The sequence below is a fragment of the Paenibacillus sp. JCM 18996 genome, assembly GCF_055392555.1.
Genome location: NZ_AP043884.1, coordinates 2,871,130 through 2,888,005, shown reverse-complemented (window position 1 = coordinate 2,888,005; position 16,876 = coordinate 2,871,130). Strand labels below are relative to the sequence as shown.

The window sequence follows — 16,876 nt, the reverse complement described above, 5'->3', positions numbered from 1 at the left end:
GAAGGAAGAGGTGGTGCAAAATGAGAGCGGAAACGTCAAAGCTTCTGAACGGCGTGCAGGCGATCGTTGAACTTTGTATTGCCGCGGGCTATGTGCTGTCTTTGATCCCCTTTGTTTATCTCTGGACTTCCGGCTGGGTCATTCCCTGCATTTTCATCAGCATGGTGCTTGGTATCGTCAACCGCAACGGAACGGTAACTTTCACGGCGGTCAATCTGGTTATGGGTCTGCTGGGCTTTATTCCGGCCTTGGGGTACATACCGAGAATAATCGGGATTATCATTTCCATTGTGACGATTCTGGCTATGAGAAGAAGTCCCCGCTACTAATACTGTTCAGCTGTAAAAAAGAACCCGCTCTCCCTCCGAGGAAAAGCGGGTTCCTGTAGTTCAATCGTCTTGTTCATCGCCTTGTCCACGCCCGTTCCCGCGGCCATGGTCATATTTGTTTTGTTTACGCTGCTGCTCCAGCCATTTATTGACTTGATCCCTCATATCCTGCTGTTTATCCCGTTTCGGTCTCGGCTGCTGCACTGTCGGCTGTTGAGGCGGCGGCAGCTGCGCGGCAGTCTCTGCGGGAGGTTGATCGGCAGGTTGGGACTGAGCCTGCTGGAACGGGTTCACATAGCCTTGAGGCACATTGAACGGCATAGGCGTGGTGCCTTTCAACGCCCTGACCATAATTTCGCGGAACAGCACCGCCGGAGCCGCGCCGCCGGAAGTGGTCAGGTAATGGTTCTTATCCGTTTTGTCGTAGCCCAGCCAGATCGCTGCGGTGAGCTCCGGTGTGTACCCGACAAACCAGGCGTCTTTGGTTCCGTTGTTGCCGATGTCGGCAAATTCCTTTGTGGCCGGCAGCTGGGTCGTACCGGTCTTCCCGGCGACAGGACGGTCCAGCAAGGCATTATGGCCGGTCCCGTTCATAACAGCATTTTGCAGCAATTGTGTCATGGTATAAGCGTTCTGGGCGCTCATCACCTGTGTGGGGGAGGGCTTGGCTTCGGCCAATACTTTGCCGTCCGCAGTGGTGATTTTGGTAATGGCATGGGCCTTGAACATAGATCCCTGATTGGCAAAAGCGGAAAACGCCTGCGCCATCTGCAACGGGGAAACGCCTTTCGATAAACCGCCCAAGGCTATACCGAGCTTACGGTCGTCCTTGGTTAAAGGGATCCCCAACTTTGTCGTAAAATCCATGCCGGTCGTAATGCCAATCTCATTCAACAGCCAAACTGCAGGAATGTTCCAGGAGTTCATAATCGCATCCTGCATGGTCACCTGGCCTCGGTATTGTCGGTCCCAATTCTGCGGTTTATACCCATTGATATCGAGAGGCCCGTCGTAGAGTATGGAATTAGGGGTGTATCCTTTTTCCAAAGCCGGGGCGTACACCGCTATAGGCTTGAATGCGGATCCAGGCTGATTCGCCAGCTCCGTAGCATGATTAAAGCCTCTGGCTGCGCTGTTCTTGCGGCTTCCTGCAATCGCCTGGATTCCGCCGGTATAATGGTTCAATACGACGGCGCCGCTCTGGATCAGCTGGTCGGGCTGACTGGTCGGGAAGAAGTCGTTATTGGCGTATACTTCATCCACAGCCGCCTGCACGGCCGGATTCAGCTCGGTGTATAGTTGCAGACCTCCTGTTGTAATCTGCTGCTCGGTAAAGCCGTAAACCTTGGTCGCCTCATCAATCACATAATCCACGTAGGCCGGGTTCTTCCCTTTGAGGTCGTCGGGCTTCTCGGTTGCCAGAGCGATAGGCGCTGCCAGCGCCAATTTGTACTCTTCGTCGGTAATATAATTCTGCTCCTTCATGAGTGCGAGCACCACATTTCTTCTGTCCAAAGCCGCCGTCTTGTTCTTCACAGGATTGTTCGCGGAAGGCGCTTTAGGCAGGCCCGCCAGCAGAGCCGCTTCTTCGATGGACAGGTCGGCTGCGTTTTTATTAAAATAATGCTTGCTCGCTCCCTGTACCCCATACGCGCCTTCTCCGAAATAAATTTGATTCAAATACAGCTCCAGAATCTGGTCCTTTGTAAAGGTGCTGTTGATTTTATAGGCGTATCCGGCTTCCGTCATTTTGCGTCCTAACGATTTATCGGTTGGCAGGAACATATTCTTGGCGAGCTGCTGCGTAATGGTGCTTCCTCCTTCAGCAAAGCTGCCCATACGTAAATCCCTGTACAAAGCTCGCGAGATCGACACCAGATCGACTCCGGAATGCGTGTAAAACCGCCGGTCTTCCACCGCGATGATCGCATTCTTCATATGCTTCGAGATTTGCTCCAGCTTCACGGGCTCCAAGGTTGAGCTGGACAGCTGCGACGCCTTCGCACCGCTCCGGTCATAGACATAGGACGGCGCAGGCAGCGGCTTGCTCAATTTCCCGATATCGAGGGATTTTACCCATACCCATGCCATTCCCAGCGAGGCCAGAACCCCCATTCCCACAACGACGACAAGCGCAAACCATAAGTGCCGTGCCTTCCACCGGCGGATCTTTGCTTTTTTCGAGGGCGACGGTTCCTTGGGCGGTTCGGCGTCGGCCGGGCTTTTTGGATGCAAATTAAAAATCTCACTTTTCCATGTAGGCTGCATGCCTTCTTCATCCCCTTAACTCTCTATCTCTGTTTGTTAAAAGCTATATGTATAGTATTCGCACCGATTTCGCCGTATGTGTAGGGAGAGGCAGCCAAAGCCTGCGGCTTCGCGCCTGTTTTGTAAAAGGCGGACTTACCTCAGATAAATGCGGAGAAATGGTTTTTTACCTTTTTAAACGGGATTTGATTGGAATAATCAAGTGGTTGAGCCTGAAAAACAAACTCCGTCAGCAGCCGATGCGTTTTAGGCGAAATTCCTGAAACAGAAAGCGGTTTCGTATAGATGTTATGGAAATTTAGTATTATGAAAATGGAGAGAAGGGGAGAAATGCTTTATTGGAGGAAAAAACCATCCTCGCGTGCGGCATGCCGCTGCTGTTAGGCGCTCGCAGCGCCCAATCACACAAGGATGACTTATCACTATTCTTTATTATTTTTACCCGCTTTAGCCGTTTCGTCGTAATTGACCAGTGCGTTCGTGTCCATTGCTTCTTCAAGCGTGTCGTTAACCGGAAAGATGTCGACGGAGGACCTGCTGGAAGGCGAAGTCGACATAGCCGCCATCCTGCGGACCGCCGCAGCCGCCGGCTATGAAGGATGGCTGGCGCTGGAACTGTGGCACCCCGGCGGTTTGCAGCCCCTCCGTTCGATGACCGAGGATACGAAACGTTCGGTTGATTATCTGCGCGGTCTGATATAAAAGGAGTGCAAACGCGAAACCTGCTGGTTACCCCCGCTGTCTCCAAATATAGCGGATTTTCGAGGCGTTATCTTGGTCCTTTTTATACTTTTTAACCTGATAACGCCGTTCGAAGTCCTTATTCTTTGAGTTGCCGGCTTCCTCCGATACTATTGAACAGAATAGAGACTTGCAAGTCCGTTATTCCTCCTGAGAGTGAACGATATGCGGAATAACGCCCTTCGAATCCGCTAATACTGCTGCTCCTATGGCGTTCGCCAGGAAATTCAACTCCATGTCCTGGTTCTCCGCATTCATGTTCCCTGTGCCGGTGTAATTGTAGTCGTGCGTTTTGTTTTCTGGCATGATTTTGGCGGTCTCCTTTCGTTGCGACTCTTCTATAAGGTGGGCCAAAAGAGGGCTTTTTATTATTCGTCACTAGGCCCTTCGAATTCCACTCTTGCCACGCCGCTGATCAATATCCCGATATCCTCACCCTCGCAGATTTGGCTCATGGACCCTGCCTTGTCAAAGTTGAAGACGTGCAGAGACAGCTTATATTCTCTCGCCAGGATGAAGGCGGATTGGTCCATAATTTTCAGATCACTCTTGATCACCTCGTCGTAGGGCAAAGACACATATTTTTTCGCTTGAGGATTGTGCTTCGGATCGCCGTCATATACCCCGTCAACCCCCTGTTTGGCCACAAGGATGGCATCGCTGTTCACTTACAACGCGCGCTGGACGGAAGGATAGTCGGTGGTTACGTTAGGCTGGCCGTTGCCGCCGGCGAAAATGACGATGTAGCCTTTGTACATTTCGCATTTTCCTTCAAAGGTTCTTAATCGAATTCCGGTAATCGGTGGGAGAGCGGCCGTACATTTTGCGGAACTGCTTCGAAAAATACAGCGGGTCGCGGAAGCCGACTGAGAATGCGATCTGCTCCACGGTCAGCTCCAGCCGTTCACGCAGCATCCGACGTGCATTGTCGAGCCGCAGCCGTAGCAGAAAAGTGACCGGAGTGATTCCGGTATGCTCCTTGAACAGCTTGGACAAGTAAGCGCGGTTATAGCCGAGATTTTCCGCCATCATTTCCATCGTGATCGGTTCCGAGTACTGGCTTGATAAATAATGGATAGCCTGCCGAACGGTTTTTTTCATTTCGTTGGTCTCGTCGGCGCCTTCAGTCTGAGGGCGGGAAGCCTCCTTGTATTCGGCGAGCAGAAGATGCAGATACCCGTTGACTTTTAGGTTCAAGCTCGGCTTTCTTAGCTTTAATGTATTTTTGATCCTTTGAAAAAGTGCGGAAATGCCCCGTCCTTGCGAATGAAGGACAGGCTGCCTGGGCGACAGGCCGGTGGAGCCACAAGCCCGGAGGCCAGCGGCCCGCTGAACGCCACCCATTGATAAGACCAAGGCACCTGCTCGTCGGCTGTATAAGTGATCAGCGTGTCGGGCTGGATGAGGAAGCTGTCTCCGGCCCCCAATTCATACTGCTGGCCCAGCCAGGTGAAGGTGCCTCTTCCCTCCGCGACATGGTGGATCAGGTAATAATCAACGACCTTGGGGCCGACTTTATGGCCTGGGACTGTCTGGGCGCTGCCGGAAAACAGCACAAGCAGCTCTATGGGGTCGGGAAAAGGATTGGAAATGACGGAATAGCTTTCCGGTTTGGGCACAGTGTATCACCTCCACGAGCGGATAGAGTAGTTCCAGTATACCACGGCATAGAACAAGTTATCGAAAAAAACTGACATTTTTCCATATAGACCTGACATCGTTTCCTGGCGGCAATCCTTGATGTGCTGTATACTGACGATAGAATCAATCATACAAAGCAAATAACACAACACAAAATTCTGCTTAGGGATGGTGTTTTGGGATGACGGATATAGGGCAGTTGAAAGACCGGTTTATCGCGTTATACGGAGGCAATCAAGAAGCGGTTCGCGTGTTTCACGCTCCAGGGCGCGTTAATCTGATCGGAGAGCACACGGACTACAACGGCGGCTATGTCTTCCCTGCGGCGCTGACGTTTGGAACGACGATGCTGATCCGTCCAAGGGAGGATGGGCAGCTGGGGCTGGCTTCCACAAACTTCGAGCTCCGCAAACAAATCTCCACAAGCAGCTTGAAATATGACGAGGCCGACGATTGGATGAACTACCCGAAAGGGATCGTCGACCAGCTGCTGAAAAAGGGGATTACCGTAGGCGGTTATGACGTGCTTTACCACGGCGAAATCCCTAACGGGTCCGGCCTTTCCTCTTCCGCTTCCATTGAGGTGGTAACGGCTTACGCACTGTTGTCGATGGAAGATCAGCCAACCGATACGGTAGAGATCGCTCTCCTTTCGCAGAAGGCCGAGAACCAATTCGTCGGCGTCAATTGCGGCATCATGGACCAATTCGCTGTAGCTAACGGGAAAAAGGACCATGCGATCCTGCTCATGTGCGACACGCTCGAATTTCAGCATGTTCCTTTCCGGAGCGGCGATTACAAGCTGGTTGTCGGCAACACGAATAAGAAGAGAGGCTTGGTCGACTCGGCTTATAATGAAAGAAGGGCCCAGTGCGAGCAAGCGGTCGAGGATTTGCGTGAAAAATTTACCGATATTACGCTGCTTGGCCAAGTAAGCGCGGAACAATTCAACGAGAACGCCGATTTGATCCAGGACCAAGTGGTTCGCAAGCGTGCCAAGCACGTTATTGAGGAGATCGACCGAGTCCTTAAATCAATGGAAGTATTGAATAACAACGATCTTGAAGCATTCGGCAGGCTGATGAAGGAATCCCACGAATCGCTGCGCGACCTGTACGAGGTGTCCTGCTTCGAGCTCGATACGATGGTGGAAGCGGCTATGCAAATTCCTGGCGTATTGGGATCCCGCATGACGGGCGCAGGCTTCGGCGGCTGCACCGTGTCGCTGGTTCATCAAGACAGTGTGGAACGTTTCATTGAACAAGTAGGAGCCGACTACAAAGAGAAAACCGGACTCACAGCCGCATTTTATGTTTGCGATATCGGCGACGGAGTTAAGGAATGGAAGGGAGAAAACTAAGATGGCGGTATTAGTGACTGGCGGAGCGGGGTACATCGGCTCCCATACTGTGGCGGAGCTTTTGGACAAAGGCGAGGAAGTCGTCGTTGTCGACAACCTGGGGCAGGGACACAAGGAAGCGCTGCTCGGTGGCAAGCTATATGTGGGAGATCTGCGCGACGGAGATTTTATGGATACGGTGTTTAAGGAAAATACGATTGATTCGGTAATTCATTTTGCTGCGAATTCCCTGGTTGGAGAGAGCATGCAGAACCCGGCCAAATATTATCACAACAATGTCTACGGAACACTGTGCCTGCTAGACAAAATGAACGAGTACGGAGTGAAGAAAATCGTTTTCTCCTCGACAGCGGCCACTTACGGCGAGCCGGAGAATGTGCCGATCCTGGAGACGGACCGTACCCTGCCGACCAATGCCTATGGGGAAACAAAGCTGGCTATGGAAAAAATGATGAGGTGGTTCGACACCGCCCACGGCATCAACTATGTATCACTGCGGTATTTCAACGCGGCGGGTGCGCATGGAAGCGGCAAAATCGGGGAAGACCATTCTCCCGAAACGCATCTGATCCCGATTATTCTTCAGGTGGCGCTGGATCAGCGTGCGCACATCTCGATTTTTGGCGATGACTATGCCACCCCGGACGGAACCTGTATCCGCGATTACATCCATGTGACGGATTTGGCGGACGCCCATATCCTGTCTTTGAATCAGCTGCGCGAAGGGGCGGAAAGCAAGATTTACAACCTGGGCAACGGCAAAGGCTTCTCCGTCAAGGAAGTGATCGAGGCTGCGCGCAGAGTGACAGGACATGCTATCCCGGCCAAAGTGGAAGCGAGAAGGGCGGGGGACCCGGCCATTCTTGTCGCCTCGTCCGACCGTACGAAAGCGGAGCTGAGCTGGAAGCCGAAGCACGATTCTTTGGAGCAAATTATTGAGAGCGCCTGGAACTGGCACCAGAGCCATCCGCAGGGCTACGGGAAGTGAGCAGGAACAGGGATACGGAAAGTGAGCAGGAATAGAAGCGTGTCGTGCAATTAAGCTGTCTGTTGACAGCCCCTTTGCTTGAAGCCTATTCATCCCATGCCTGAAGGCAAGGGCTTTCTCAACCAGATTCTGTAAGGAGGAGGGCGTGAAGATGGACCAGACTAAAGAGAATGCCGCTTTACAAATAGAGAGGCTGCTGCTGTTCGCCAAACAAAGAAGGCTGATCGAGGCGATGGATGTGTATTCTTGCCGCAATACTCTGCTGGATCTGCTTCAGATTGAAGAGCCGTATGAAGGGCAAGTGCCGGCTGAGGAGCTGGAAAGTGCGGTGCCCATACTGGAAGCTTTGTTGGATTACGCTTTTGAGCAGGGAATCCTGGCGGAGAACAACTCGACTTACAGAGATTTGATGGATGCGCGGATCATGGGTCTGGTTATGCCCCGCCCTTCGGAGGTCATCCACTGCTTCTGGTCTACGGCAAGACAGCAGGGAATCGAGCGGGCGACGGACGATTTCTACCGTCAATCCATCGACTCGAACTATATCCGGATGGACCGGATCCAAAAGAACGAATACTGGCTGGCGCCGACAGCGTACGGCAATATCGAGATTACGGTGAACCTGTCCAAACCGGAAAAGGATCCTAAAGAAATCGCCCTGCTCAAGACGGCTCCGCAAAGCAACTATCCCAAATGCCTTCTGTGCATCAGCAATGTGGGGTATGCGGGAAGGTTGAATCACCCGGCCCGCCAGAACCTGAGGGTCATCCCGCTGGAGCTGGACGGAGAACCTTGGATGTTCCAATATTCTCCTTATGTGTATTACAACGAGCACAGCATTATTTTTAATAAAGAGCATGTGCCGATGAAAATATCCGAGGCGACGTTTGAAAGGCTGCTTGATTTCGTGGAGCAGTTCCCGCATTATTTTATCGGATCCAATGCAGATCTGCCGATTGTGGGCGGTTCGATCCTGAACCATGACCATTTCCAGGGAGGACGCCACCGGTTTGCGATGGAAAAAGCGCCCTCAGAGCGCAGCTTCAGCCACAAGGATTTCCCGGATTTGAAAATTTCCATAGTGAAATGGCCGATGTCGGTCATCCGCATTTCCGGCCACGAGGAGGATTCTCTGCTCAAGCTGGCCTCCCGCATTCTGGACGAATGGAGAGAGTACAGCGACGACGAGGCGGAAATCACGGCCTATTCTGAAGAAGGGGCCAGCAGGACGCCGCATAATACGATAACGCCGATTGCCAGGAATAACGCGCACGGCGAATATGAGATGGATCTGGTGCTGCGCAACAACCGGACTTCCGAGGCACACCCGGACGGAATCTTCCATCCGCATCAGGATCTTCACCATATCAAGAAAGAGAACATAGGCTTGATTGAAGTGATGGGGCTTGCGGTGCTGCCTGGCCGCCTGCAGCGGGAGCTGGCGATGATTAGCCGGATTCTGACCGGAGAGGCTCCTGTTTCGCAGGAGCTTAGGGAAAACAGCTCCCACGAGCTGAACAAGCATGCGGCATGGATCGACGAGCTGCTGACGAAGTACGGCAGCGCCTTGTCGGCTGCGGAGGCGGAAGAGAAGCTGAAGATGGAAGTCGGCGCCAAGTTTCTGGCCGTACTTGAGGACGCCGGCGTGTACAAGAGGGATGAGCAGGGGCAGCAGGCGTTTGTCAAATTTTTGACGCGGGTGGGCTGCGAGGTATTATAGTGCATTGTGTACAAAACAACAAAGCGAATGACCGAGAACAACAAAACGCCCCTCCAGGCAGAACGGGATCTCCCCAATAGCCCTATAGTACAAGGCTGATCTGCTTGGAGGGGTGCTTCTATTTAGACGGCCGAAGCCGGCTCATTAAAATGCCGGAACGACCGCTCCCGCATATTTGTCCTCGATAAACTTCTTCACTTCCGGGCTGTTCAAAGCTGCAGCGAGCTTTTTCATGGCGTCGGAGTCTTTGTTGTCGGGACGGGCGACCAGGATGTTGACGTAAGGAGAGTTCTTATCCTCCAAAACAATCGCGTCTTTCACAGGGTTGAATTTCGCTTCCAAAGCGTAGTTGGTGTTGATCAGAGCAAGCTCGACTTCATCCAGAACGCGAGGCAGCATAGCGGCTTCAAGCTCTTTGATTTTGACATTCTTGCTGTTGGTCACGATGTCCTTGACGGTGCCTTTGATCCCTACGCCATCTTTCAGCTTAATCACGCCGGATTTCTCCAAAAGCGCAAGTGCGCGGCCCCCGTTGGTAGGGTCGTTAGGGATGGCGACGGTGGCTCCGTCCTTCAGTTCGTCAAGCTTCTTGATTTTTTTGGAGTAGATGCCGAAAGGCTCGATATGCACGCCGGCCACTTTTACAAGATTCATGTTCTTGTCTTTATTGAACTGCTCCAGATAAGGGCTGTGCTGGAAGAAGTTCGCGTCGAACTGCTTCTCATTGACCTGTACGTTCGGCTGCACATAATCCGTGAACACCTTCACCTGTAGATCCACGCCCTGCTCTTTCAGCTTGGGCTTCACAAATTCAAGTATTTCCGCATGAGGGACAGCGGTTGCCGCCACCTTAAGGGTTACTGTTTTATTATCGCCACCTGCCGATGGTGCAGGGGAAGAGGAAGTGCCGCCGTCGGACGGCTTTTTGCCGCAAGCGGCGAGCGCGAAGATTAACGCAAGAACGGTGAAGCTGACAATCCATTTTTTCATCGTGTTTCTCTCCTTTAATTTGAGTATAGAAAAACGCCCGAAGACGCCATTCACGAACTTATTTTCTTACAAAACGCTTCACTAGCCAATCGCCCGCCATCTGCAGCAGCTGCACCAGCACGACCAGCAGGAATACGGTCACGATCATCACTTCGGTCTGGAATCGCTGGTAACCGTAACGGAGCGCCAGATCGCCCAGTCCCCCGCCGCCGATAACTCCGGACATGGCCGTGTAGGACACGAGGGTGACTGCAGTAATGGTAATTCCTGCTATCAACCCCGGACGGGATTCGGGAAGCAACACCTTCCAGATAATCTGCCAAGGGCTTGCTCCCATCGATTGCGCCGCTTCCACCACACCTCGGTCCACCTCTCGCAGAGAAGTGTCCACCAGCCTGGCGAAGAAGGGGGCCGCTGCTATGATCAAAGGGGGGATGGAGCCTTCGACTCCGATCGTTTTGCCCACGATGACCTTGGTTAAAGGGAACAGCATGATCATCAGAATTATAAAAGGGACCGAACGCAGTACATTAATGATCAAAGACAAGATGAAGTAAATGGCACGGTCCAAAGAATTATGCGTTAAAGCGTTCCTTGAGGCAAGGTAGAGCACTATGCCTAAAGGAAGCCCAATCAAGACGGTAAATAACGTAGAAACCGTCAACATCGTAAGCGTATCCTGAGCAGCTTGCCAGATCTCCGGCCAATCGATCCGGTCCCAAGAGAATATGAAACCGTTCATACGCGGGCCACCTCCGCTTCCACTTCGACTCCGCGGCTTTGCAGAATTTCAACGGTCCTGCGGACCTTGTCTTCCTTGCCGGCCAATTCCACAACGAGCTGGCCGTAAGGGGTATGCTTCATCGTCGAAATCGTGCCGTGCAGAATGGCGAAGGTGCAGCCGGTTTCGCTGACTGTTTCGAACAGTATCGGCTGGTACGTCTGCTCACCCAGGAAGGAAACCTTGATGATGGACCGGTATTCTTCGCTGGCCAGCGCGCTGGTATAAGCAGGGAGGTCGGTCTTCTCGCTGACCTGCTCGATAAAGTCCCGCGTTACCTCATGGCGGGGCCTGAGGAACACTTTGGTGACCGGGCCTTCCTCCACAATGCTGCCGTTATGGATAACGGCTACCCGGTCGCAGATCGAGCGGATAACCTGCATCTCATGGGTGATCAGCACGATGGTCAGCTGCAGCTTCCGGTTGATGTCGAGCAGCAGCTCAAGGATAGAGTTCGTCGTTTGCGGATCAAGCGCCGACGTAGCCTCGTCGCAGAGCAGAACCTGCGGGTCGCTGGCTAACGCGCGGGCGATGCCTACGCGTTGCTTTTGTCCGCCCGAGAGCTGCGACGGATAGGAGCCGCCGAACGCCTCCAGGCCCACCAGTTTAAGCAGCTCCTCCACCTTGCGGCGGATTTCAGCCTTCGGGCGTCCGGCAAGCTGCAGCGGAAAAGCGACGTTCTCCGCCACCGTTGCCGAAGACAGCAGGTTGAAATGCTGGAAGATCATCCCAATTCCGCGCCTTGCGGCTTGGAGCTTGCCCCGGCTTAACGCGGTCAGCTCGACGTCTCCGACCCAGACTTGTCCGGACGTTGGGCGCTCCAGCAGGTTGATGGTGCGGATCAGCGTGCTTTTTCCCGCGCCGGAATGTCCGATAATCCCGTAGATTTCCCCGCGGCTGACCTCCAGGTTGATACCGTTCAGGGCGGGGATCGCCTCTTTGCCCCTTGTATATTCTTTATAAATATCGCGCAGTACGATCAATGCTTTCTTCACCTCCACAGCAGAGAACTATGCTTGTCCAACCATTCTTAAGCCTTGGCGAAACAGCGGAAAACCCCTTTAAGTCAAAAGACAAAAAGGGGTTAGCATACACTGACACCCTTCTCATCTGCCAGAACCGAGACCGATTCTGAAGGAATTGGCACCACATTTCATCAGAAAATAGGTTGCCGGGCTTCATAGGGCCTTTCCCCTCCGCCTCTCTTGATAAGAAGTGTTCTATTTGAAAAACGATTATTCAACCGCCGGTTAGAATTAAACACTATAAACGAGAGTATACTTACAACCTGCCGTATTGTCAAGAGGCAGGCAGCCGGGTGTCACGGGGGCCGTGCAGGCTGGTAAAAGGGCGCGAATTTCATGCCAGACAGTGGATCCCCGAAGCGCAATTTTCCGTCACTTTAAAATTAAACGGAGTCCATAACGGCTCCGTTTAATTTTACAATTGAATACCACGTTCACGCCATCCACTCCTGCCTCAACGCGAACAGCTCCCGAAGATCCTCGGTCGACAGCTCGGTGATCCAGCTTTCTCCGCTTCCCACAATTTGCTGGCTCAAGTTCTGCTTCCGCTCGATGAGCTCGTCAATGCGCTCCTCTAGCGTGCCGAGTGTGACGAACTTGTGCACCTGGACGTGGCGGGTTTGCCCGATCCGGAACGCCCGGTCTGTCGCCTGGTTCTCCACCGCCGGATTCCACCAGCGGTCAAAGTGGAACACATGGTTCGCCGCCGTCAGGTTTAGCCCGATGCCGCCCGCCTTCAGCGAAAGGATAAACACTCCGCACACCTCTTCATCCGGAACCGCGTCAGTCTCCTGGAAGTGCTCGATCAGCCGGTCGCGTTCCTTCTTCGGCGTCCCGCCGTGAAGGAACTGAACGGGCTCATTCAATTCGCTGTGCAGAATATGCTGAAGCATGTGGCCGGACTGGACGAACTGCGTGAAGATGAGGCACTTGTCACCCTCCTGGCGGAGCTCCCCGACCATCTCCAGCAGCCGGTCCACCTTGTTGGAGCGCTGCTGCCAGGGTGTGTGCAGGCCCTCCTTGGTGAAGAGGGCGGGGTGGTTGCAGATCTGCTTCAGCCGGGTGAGCGAGGCGAGAATCAGTCCGCGCCGCTCCATCGAGGAGATGCTGTCGATGCGCGAGAACATATCCTGGATGTAATTCTCGTACAATGTGGCCTGCTCCGGCGTGAGGGACACATAGGTTTTGTATTCGTTTTTGTCCGGCAAATCCAGCTGGATCGACGGATCTTTCTTCACTCTGCGCAGGAGGAACGGGCGGATAAAACGCTGCATTTTGGCGATTAACTCCGGATCCTTGGCTTTTTCGATACCTTGGACAAATTTTTGCGAAAAATCACGCAGGCTGCCCAGGTAACCCGGATTGAGAAAATCGAAGATCGACCAAAGCTCCGTGAGCCTGTTTTCGATCGGAGTACCTGTCAAGGCGACCCGGTGATAGCCCTCCAGCTTGCGTATCGACGCAGACTGTTTGGTATAAGCGTTCTTAATATTCTGGGCTTCATCCAGACAGATGGAACTCCACTCGATGGAACCGAGCTCCGCCTCATCGATATGGGCCAGCGTGTAGGAGGTCAGCACAAGATCGTACCCTTCCACCGACCGGGCAAAATCCTCGCCTTTCGCGCGATTCGGCCCGTAGTGCAGATAAACGTTAAGCGTCGGCGCAAAACGGTTCAGCTCCTTCTGCCAATTTCCCAGCACCGAAGTGGGACAAATGAGGATGGAAGGGGTGGGTGGGTGCTCCTGTTCTTTCACGGTCAGCAGATAAGTAATCCATTGAATCGTTTTGCCAAGACCCATATCGTCGGCCAGGCATCCGCCCAGTCCGAACCGGCGCAGAAACAGCAGCCAGGAGATCCCCTCGATCTGGTACGTCCTCAGCTTTCCGCGAAATGACTCGGGAGGACTGGCCATCGGAACCGCCTCAGCGTGCTCCAGCTGTGCGAACATTTGGTGAAGCTGCTCGTTCAGTTCCACCTCCAGCTGCAGGGCGTCACTGCTTGGCCCCCATTCGTCGGAAGGGTCCCCGGGCGGCGTTCCCAGCAGATGAAGCTCCATGACATCGCGGAAGGAGAGACCTTTCTTCTTCTGCATCCGCTTCATAACCTGCTCCATCTGCGAAAGCATGGCGGGATCCAGCTGAATCCAGGTTCCGCGGATTCTAACCAGATTCCGTTTCTCCTCAAGCAGCTCGCGGAACTCTTCTTCGGTCAGCTCCAAATCCCCGACGGCAAGCTTCCAGTCGAAATCCATCAGCTGATGGAGCCCGAACATCGACTGACGGCCGGCACCAATGGAAGACTTCACGCGGGCTTTTAATCTCGGCCTCCATTTGCGGATGCGCTCCCACCAGGCCGGAAGGAATACGGAGTATCCGGCCTCCATCAGGCGCAGGCTGCCCTCCGTCAGAAACCGCCAGGCCTCTTCTGCCGTAAGAGCCGTACGCAGCGGTTGTTCAAGCGGCTCCCCGTCCTTTTTCAGCCACGGCAGCAGTCTTATCCAGCGGCTGACGTCGGCGTGGCGTTTTTCCAAATCCTCCTGCCAATGCTCGGGAAAAGACCCTTCCAAGGGGGATAATTCTTCGTCCAGAGGCACGATCACATCCTTGTTCTCCCTGTCCTGCAGCAGAATATGCAGCTTCCAGGCTGACTCGCCTTCCTCCGGCTCCGACAGGCGCAGGCAGGTTCTAAACGCGCTGCGGTCCTGCTGCCAGCCGATCGACACAAGCCAGTCCTCTTCGTCCAGCCAGACGTTTGCTGCCCGTCCGGCCCGCCGCAGCAAAGGGTAAGACTGCTCCAACTGCCTAAGGTTCGCCCTGACCTCCGGATTCTCTTCCGCCCATTCCCGGATCAACTGGCTGATCCACCCTTCAGGGAGGTCGGCGCCGCTGATCATCCGGTTCCCGGCGAGCTCGAGCTTCCACCCGATTTCGCCCGCCTGCCATGCTTCGTAATCCGGCATAAAACGTCCCTCGACTAACGACTGATGGATCGCGGGAGCCTGCTCAATCAACTTGGCGCTGTCTTCGGACCATTCTATCGGAAGATGCTGCACAGTCTTCGGCTCACGGAAAAAATCGAGAGCAGGCAGAGCGGAGAGCCGCAAGCCTTCCTTGTGGTCCCATTCGGCGGTTTCAATAAAAGTGCCGTAAAAAGAAGGCTCATGCCAGGCGAACAACATCATTTTGAGCTCTGTCGCATCCCATATTCCGCCGCCCCGGCGGGCGCCCCATAGAAAGAAGTACCCGGAGGGAACCCAGGAAGCGTGAACCGTAAGTTGTCCATTCTCCGTCATAAGATCCATTTTCCTTTCTTGAGCTCCTCCTGAAACGCGCGCAGGCGCGAATATTTAATGGACAAGCGATAAATATACTCCTGCCACAGCAGCTCCCGCCCGGTTTTTTTGTAGAGGCCTTCCAGCTTTTTGAGCAGCTTGACCGCAGTTTTATAGGAGGCCCGGTTCTTTTCCATAATCGACCGTTCCACCGATTGGTGGTATAAAGGCAGCAGAAGCTTCCGGTCCGCGCTTTCAACCGCTTTCAGCTCGGTGGAGTACAGATTGAGCGGCGAAATTTGGTTGGACAGCTGGAGATCGACCCATTGCTTGTAGCGCTTCGACTGGAGCAGATAGGCGGTGTAGTAATAGTACGTTCTTGGCAAAAGCTCCAGCATCACTTTTACCCACTCCTCATCGGAGTCCAAATGCTTCACAGTGTCAATCCAGTACTGGCACACCGCGCGGAATTCATCCTGCTTCGCCCGGGGAAGCGCAGGCTGCAGCCAGCGCAGCCATTCCAGCATCCGTCCCCAATCCTGCTGCGCATAGAACGTGTCCAAATAACCGAAGAAGTCGCCGACCTCCTTGCGGTTCAACCCGGAAAGCCGGTCCCGCGCAGCATCGTCGTGTCCCCGGATTACGTCGAAATGGGCCCTGGCGATAGCCAGTACATCTCTTCTGCGGGGAGTCAGGTCCGTCTTCGCGAGCAGTTGATCCAACCGCCGCATTTCCTTGCCCATGGCCTCGGGATCCGCGAGCTTGCTCCAGAGGGACCTGTAGGCGGCCAACCAGTCCACGGGTGTTTCCTTCGCCTGCAGCGCCAATTTGCCCAGCAGCTCCAGCGTTTCCTCCAGCTTCGCTCTGACGGAGGCAAGCTGCTCCCGCTCCGTGCGCCCGACAACCTCGTTCCACTGCTCCACACACTGCAATGCCGCCGCCCTGCAGCTTTTTTCCAGATAATAGGAGAGATAGGAAGTCTGCGTTTCCTGGTAGAACTGCTCGATCCGCTTCATCATAAATAAAAGCACATTCAGCCCGTAGACGGTGCGAACAGGAGAGTCCCAACCGGCCGCGCAGCCCGTCAGCTTCTCCCAGGCGGATGTATAAAAGGATTCCACAGAGGTCTGGTGGGATAGCGTGTACCCGTAAAACTGCCCTTCAAAATATTTCTGCCAGGCCGGCACCGAATCCTCAGGCGAAGGCGTGACGATCCGGTCTGGAGCCTTCTTCGCCTGTTTGCCGAGAGTGGCCTTCTTGCGCACTTTTACCGCCTGCTTGAGCTGGTTCAGCAGCAGTTCCGGCCTTCCGAAGGGGGTGTACAGCTGAAAAATAACCGCAGCCTCATGTCTGCAGCGAGGGCCTTGCCCGCATTCGCATTCACTGCCCGTGAACGAATCCAAATCGATAGAGACCCGGTATCTATGCGGAACGCCCACTTTGGCCGTGACGATGCTGTGCACCAGCTCGACATCGTGGACGACGCCCTTGTGAAAGTCTTCCCAACCCTGCTCCAGCTCCGTCGTATCAAAATGCGCCTGAAGCTGCTGAAGCAAATAATTTATGCGGTTTTTGGGGATCTGCAGCTTTATCATACTTCCGAAATTCCCTCCGAACGTTAAACCTCTATCCCTTCATCATACCACATTTTTTTCCGAAAATGCCCATTTCCTTAGCATATCCTTTTTTTAAAAGAAAGAACCCTGCGCTTGATTAAAAGCCGACGCTGAGGGTTAAGAGGTGTTATACTATAGTAAA

The 16,876-nt window shown here is 53.7% G+C and carries 14 protein-coding genes, 1 pseudogene and 1 riboswitch; of the genes and pseudogenes, 5 read left to right on the top strand and 10 right to left on the bottom strand.

Annotated elements, in window-relative coordinates:
* The first annotated feature begins 20 nt into the window (after nt 1–20).
* Nucleotides 21–329 carry a hypothetical protein gene (locus tag ACZ5N7_RS14205; protein ID WP_464655037.1) on the top strand — a complete coding sequence of 103 codons (309 nt, stop codon included), beginning with the start codon at nt 21–23 and terminating at the stop codon, nt 327–329.
* Between the two features lie 60 nt (nt 330–389).
* Here the strand turns inward: ACZ5N7_RS14205 and ACZ5N7_RS14200 are convergent, their stop codons facing one another.
* Nucleotides 390–2,597: a transglycosylase domain-containing protein gene (locus tag ACZ5N7_RS14200; RefSeq protein ID WP_464655036.1), complete on the bottom strand. Its 2,208-nt coding sequence runs from the start codon at nt 2,595–2,597 to the stop codon at nt 390–392.
* A gap of 465 nt (nt 2,598–3,062) precedes the next feature.
* Between ACZ5N7_RS14200 and ACZ5N7_RS14195 the strand changes: the two genes are divergently transcribed.
* Nucleotides 3,063–3,299: a hypothetical protein gene (locus ACZ5N7_RS14195; protein ID WP_464655035.1), complete on the top strand. Its 237-nt coding sequence runs from the start codon at nt 3,063–3,065 to the stop codon at nt 3,297–3,299.
* 180 nt (nt 3,300–3,479) lie between these two features.
* Here ACZ5N7_RS14195 and ACZ5N7_RS14190 read toward each other — a convergent pair whose 3' ends face one another.
* The 4 genes and pseudogenes from ACZ5N7_RS14190 to ACZ5N7_RS14175 all read right to left on the bottom strand — a co-directional run bounded on the left by ACZ5N7_RS14190 (nt 3,480) and on the right by ACZ5N7_RS14175 (nt 4,957).
* Nucleotides 3,480–3,644, bottom strand: coding sequence for a hypothetical protein (locus ACZ5N7_RS14190; protein WP_464655034.1), 165 nt, complete (start codon nt 3,642–3,644; stop codon nt 3,480–3,482).
* A gap of 62 nt (nt 3,645–3,706) precedes the next feature.
* Nucleotides 3,707–4,129 (bottom strand): annotated as a pseudogene (locus tag ACZ5N7_RS14185) (amino acid kinase family protein); the annotation flags it as partial.
* A complete protein-coding gene (locus tag ACZ5N7_RS14180; protein ID WP_464659283.1) occupies nt 4,110–4,367 on the bottom strand; it encodes a helix-turn-helix domain-containing protein in 258 nt (85 codons plus the stop codon). The gene ACZ5N7_RS14180 and the pseudogene ACZ5N7_RS14185, both read right to left, overlap by 20 nt.
* Before the next feature lie 185 nt (nt 4,368–4,552).
* A complete protein-coding gene (locus ACZ5N7_RS14175; protein WP_464655033.1) occupies nt 4,553–4,957 on the bottom strand; it encodes an AraC family ligand binding domain-containing protein in 405 nt (134 codons plus the stop codon).
* A 203-nt stretch (nt 4,958–5,160) separates the two neighbouring features.
* On the opposite strand from ACZ5N7_RS14175, the gene ACZ5N7_RS14170 reads away from it, so the two are divergent.
* The 3 genes from ACZ5N7_RS14170 to ACZ5N7_RS14160 all read left to right on the top strand — a co-directional run bounded on the left by ACZ5N7_RS14170 (nt 5,161) and on the right by ACZ5N7_RS14160 (nt 9,047).
* Nucleotides 5,161–6,339, top strand: coding sequence for a galactokinase (locus ACZ5N7_RS14170; RefSeq protein WP_464655032.1), 1,179 nt, complete (start codon nt 5,161–5,163; stop codon nt 6,337–6,339).
* Between the two features lies 1 nt (nt 6,340).
* Nucleotides 6,341–7,327, top strand: coding sequence for a UDP-glucose 4-epimerase GalE (gene galE, locus ACZ5N7_RS14165; RefSeq protein WP_464655031.1), 987 nt, complete (start codon nt 6,341–6,343; stop codon nt 7,325–7,327).
* A gap of 151 nt (nt 7,328–7,478) precedes the next feature.
* The gene (locus ACZ5N7_RS14160; RefSeq protein ID WP_464655029.1) at nt 7,479–9,047 is read left to right on the top strand and encodes a UDP-glucose--hexose-1-phosphate uridylyltransferase; all 1,569 of its coding nucleotides are present in this window, start codon (nt 7,479–7,481) and stop codon (nt 9,045–9,047) included.
* 144 nt (nt 9,048–9,191) lie between these two features.
* On the opposite strand, the gene ACZ5N7_RS14155 is transcribed toward ACZ5N7_RS14160, so the two are convergent.
* The 5 genes from ACZ5N7_RS14155 to ACZ5N7_RS14135 form a co-directional block, all read right to left on the bottom strand.
* Nucleotides 9,192–10,037: a MetQ/NlpA family ABC transporter substrate-binding protein gene (locus tag ACZ5N7_RS14155; protein ID WP_464655028.1), complete on the bottom strand. Its 846-nt coding sequence runs from the start codon at nt 10,035–10,037 to the stop codon at nt 9,192–9,194.
* A gap of 58 nt (nt 10,038–10,095) precedes the next feature.
* Nucleotides 10,096–10,779: a methionine ABC transporter permease gene (locus tag ACZ5N7_RS14150; protein WP_464655027.1), complete on the bottom strand. Its 684-nt coding sequence runs from the start codon at nt 10,777–10,779 to the stop codon at nt 10,096–10,098.
* The gene (locus ACZ5N7_RS14145; RefSeq protein ID WP_464655025.1) at nt 10,776–11,801 is read right to left on the bottom strand and encodes a methionine ABC transporter ATP-binding protein; all 1,026 of its coding nucleotides are present in this window, start codon (nt 11,799–11,801) and stop codon (nt 10,776–10,778) included. The genes ACZ5N7_RS14150 and ACZ5N7_RS14145 overlap by 4 nt, the downstream gene beginning before the upstream one ends.
* Nucleotides 11,802–11,921: 120 nt before the next feature.
* Nucleotides 11,922–12,033: riboswitch (SAM riboswitch) on the bottom strand.
* 244 nt (nt 12,034–12,277) lie between these two features.
* On the bottom strand, nt 12,278–15,148 hold the full coding sequence (locus tag ACZ5N7_RS14140; RefSeq protein WP_464655024.1) for a DEAD/DEAH box helicase: 2,871 nt from the start codon (nt 15,146–15,148) through the stop codon (nt 12,278–12,280).
* Nucleotides 15,136–16,713, bottom strand: a complete 1,578-nt coding sequence (locus ACZ5N7_RS14135; protein WP_464655023.1) for a hypothetical protein — start codon at nt 16,711–16,713, stop codon at nt 15,136–15,138. Before ACZ5N7_RS14135 ends, ACZ5N7_RS14140 begins: the two co-directional genes overlap by 13 nt.
* Nucleotides 16,714–16,876 lie beyond the last annotated feature (163 nt).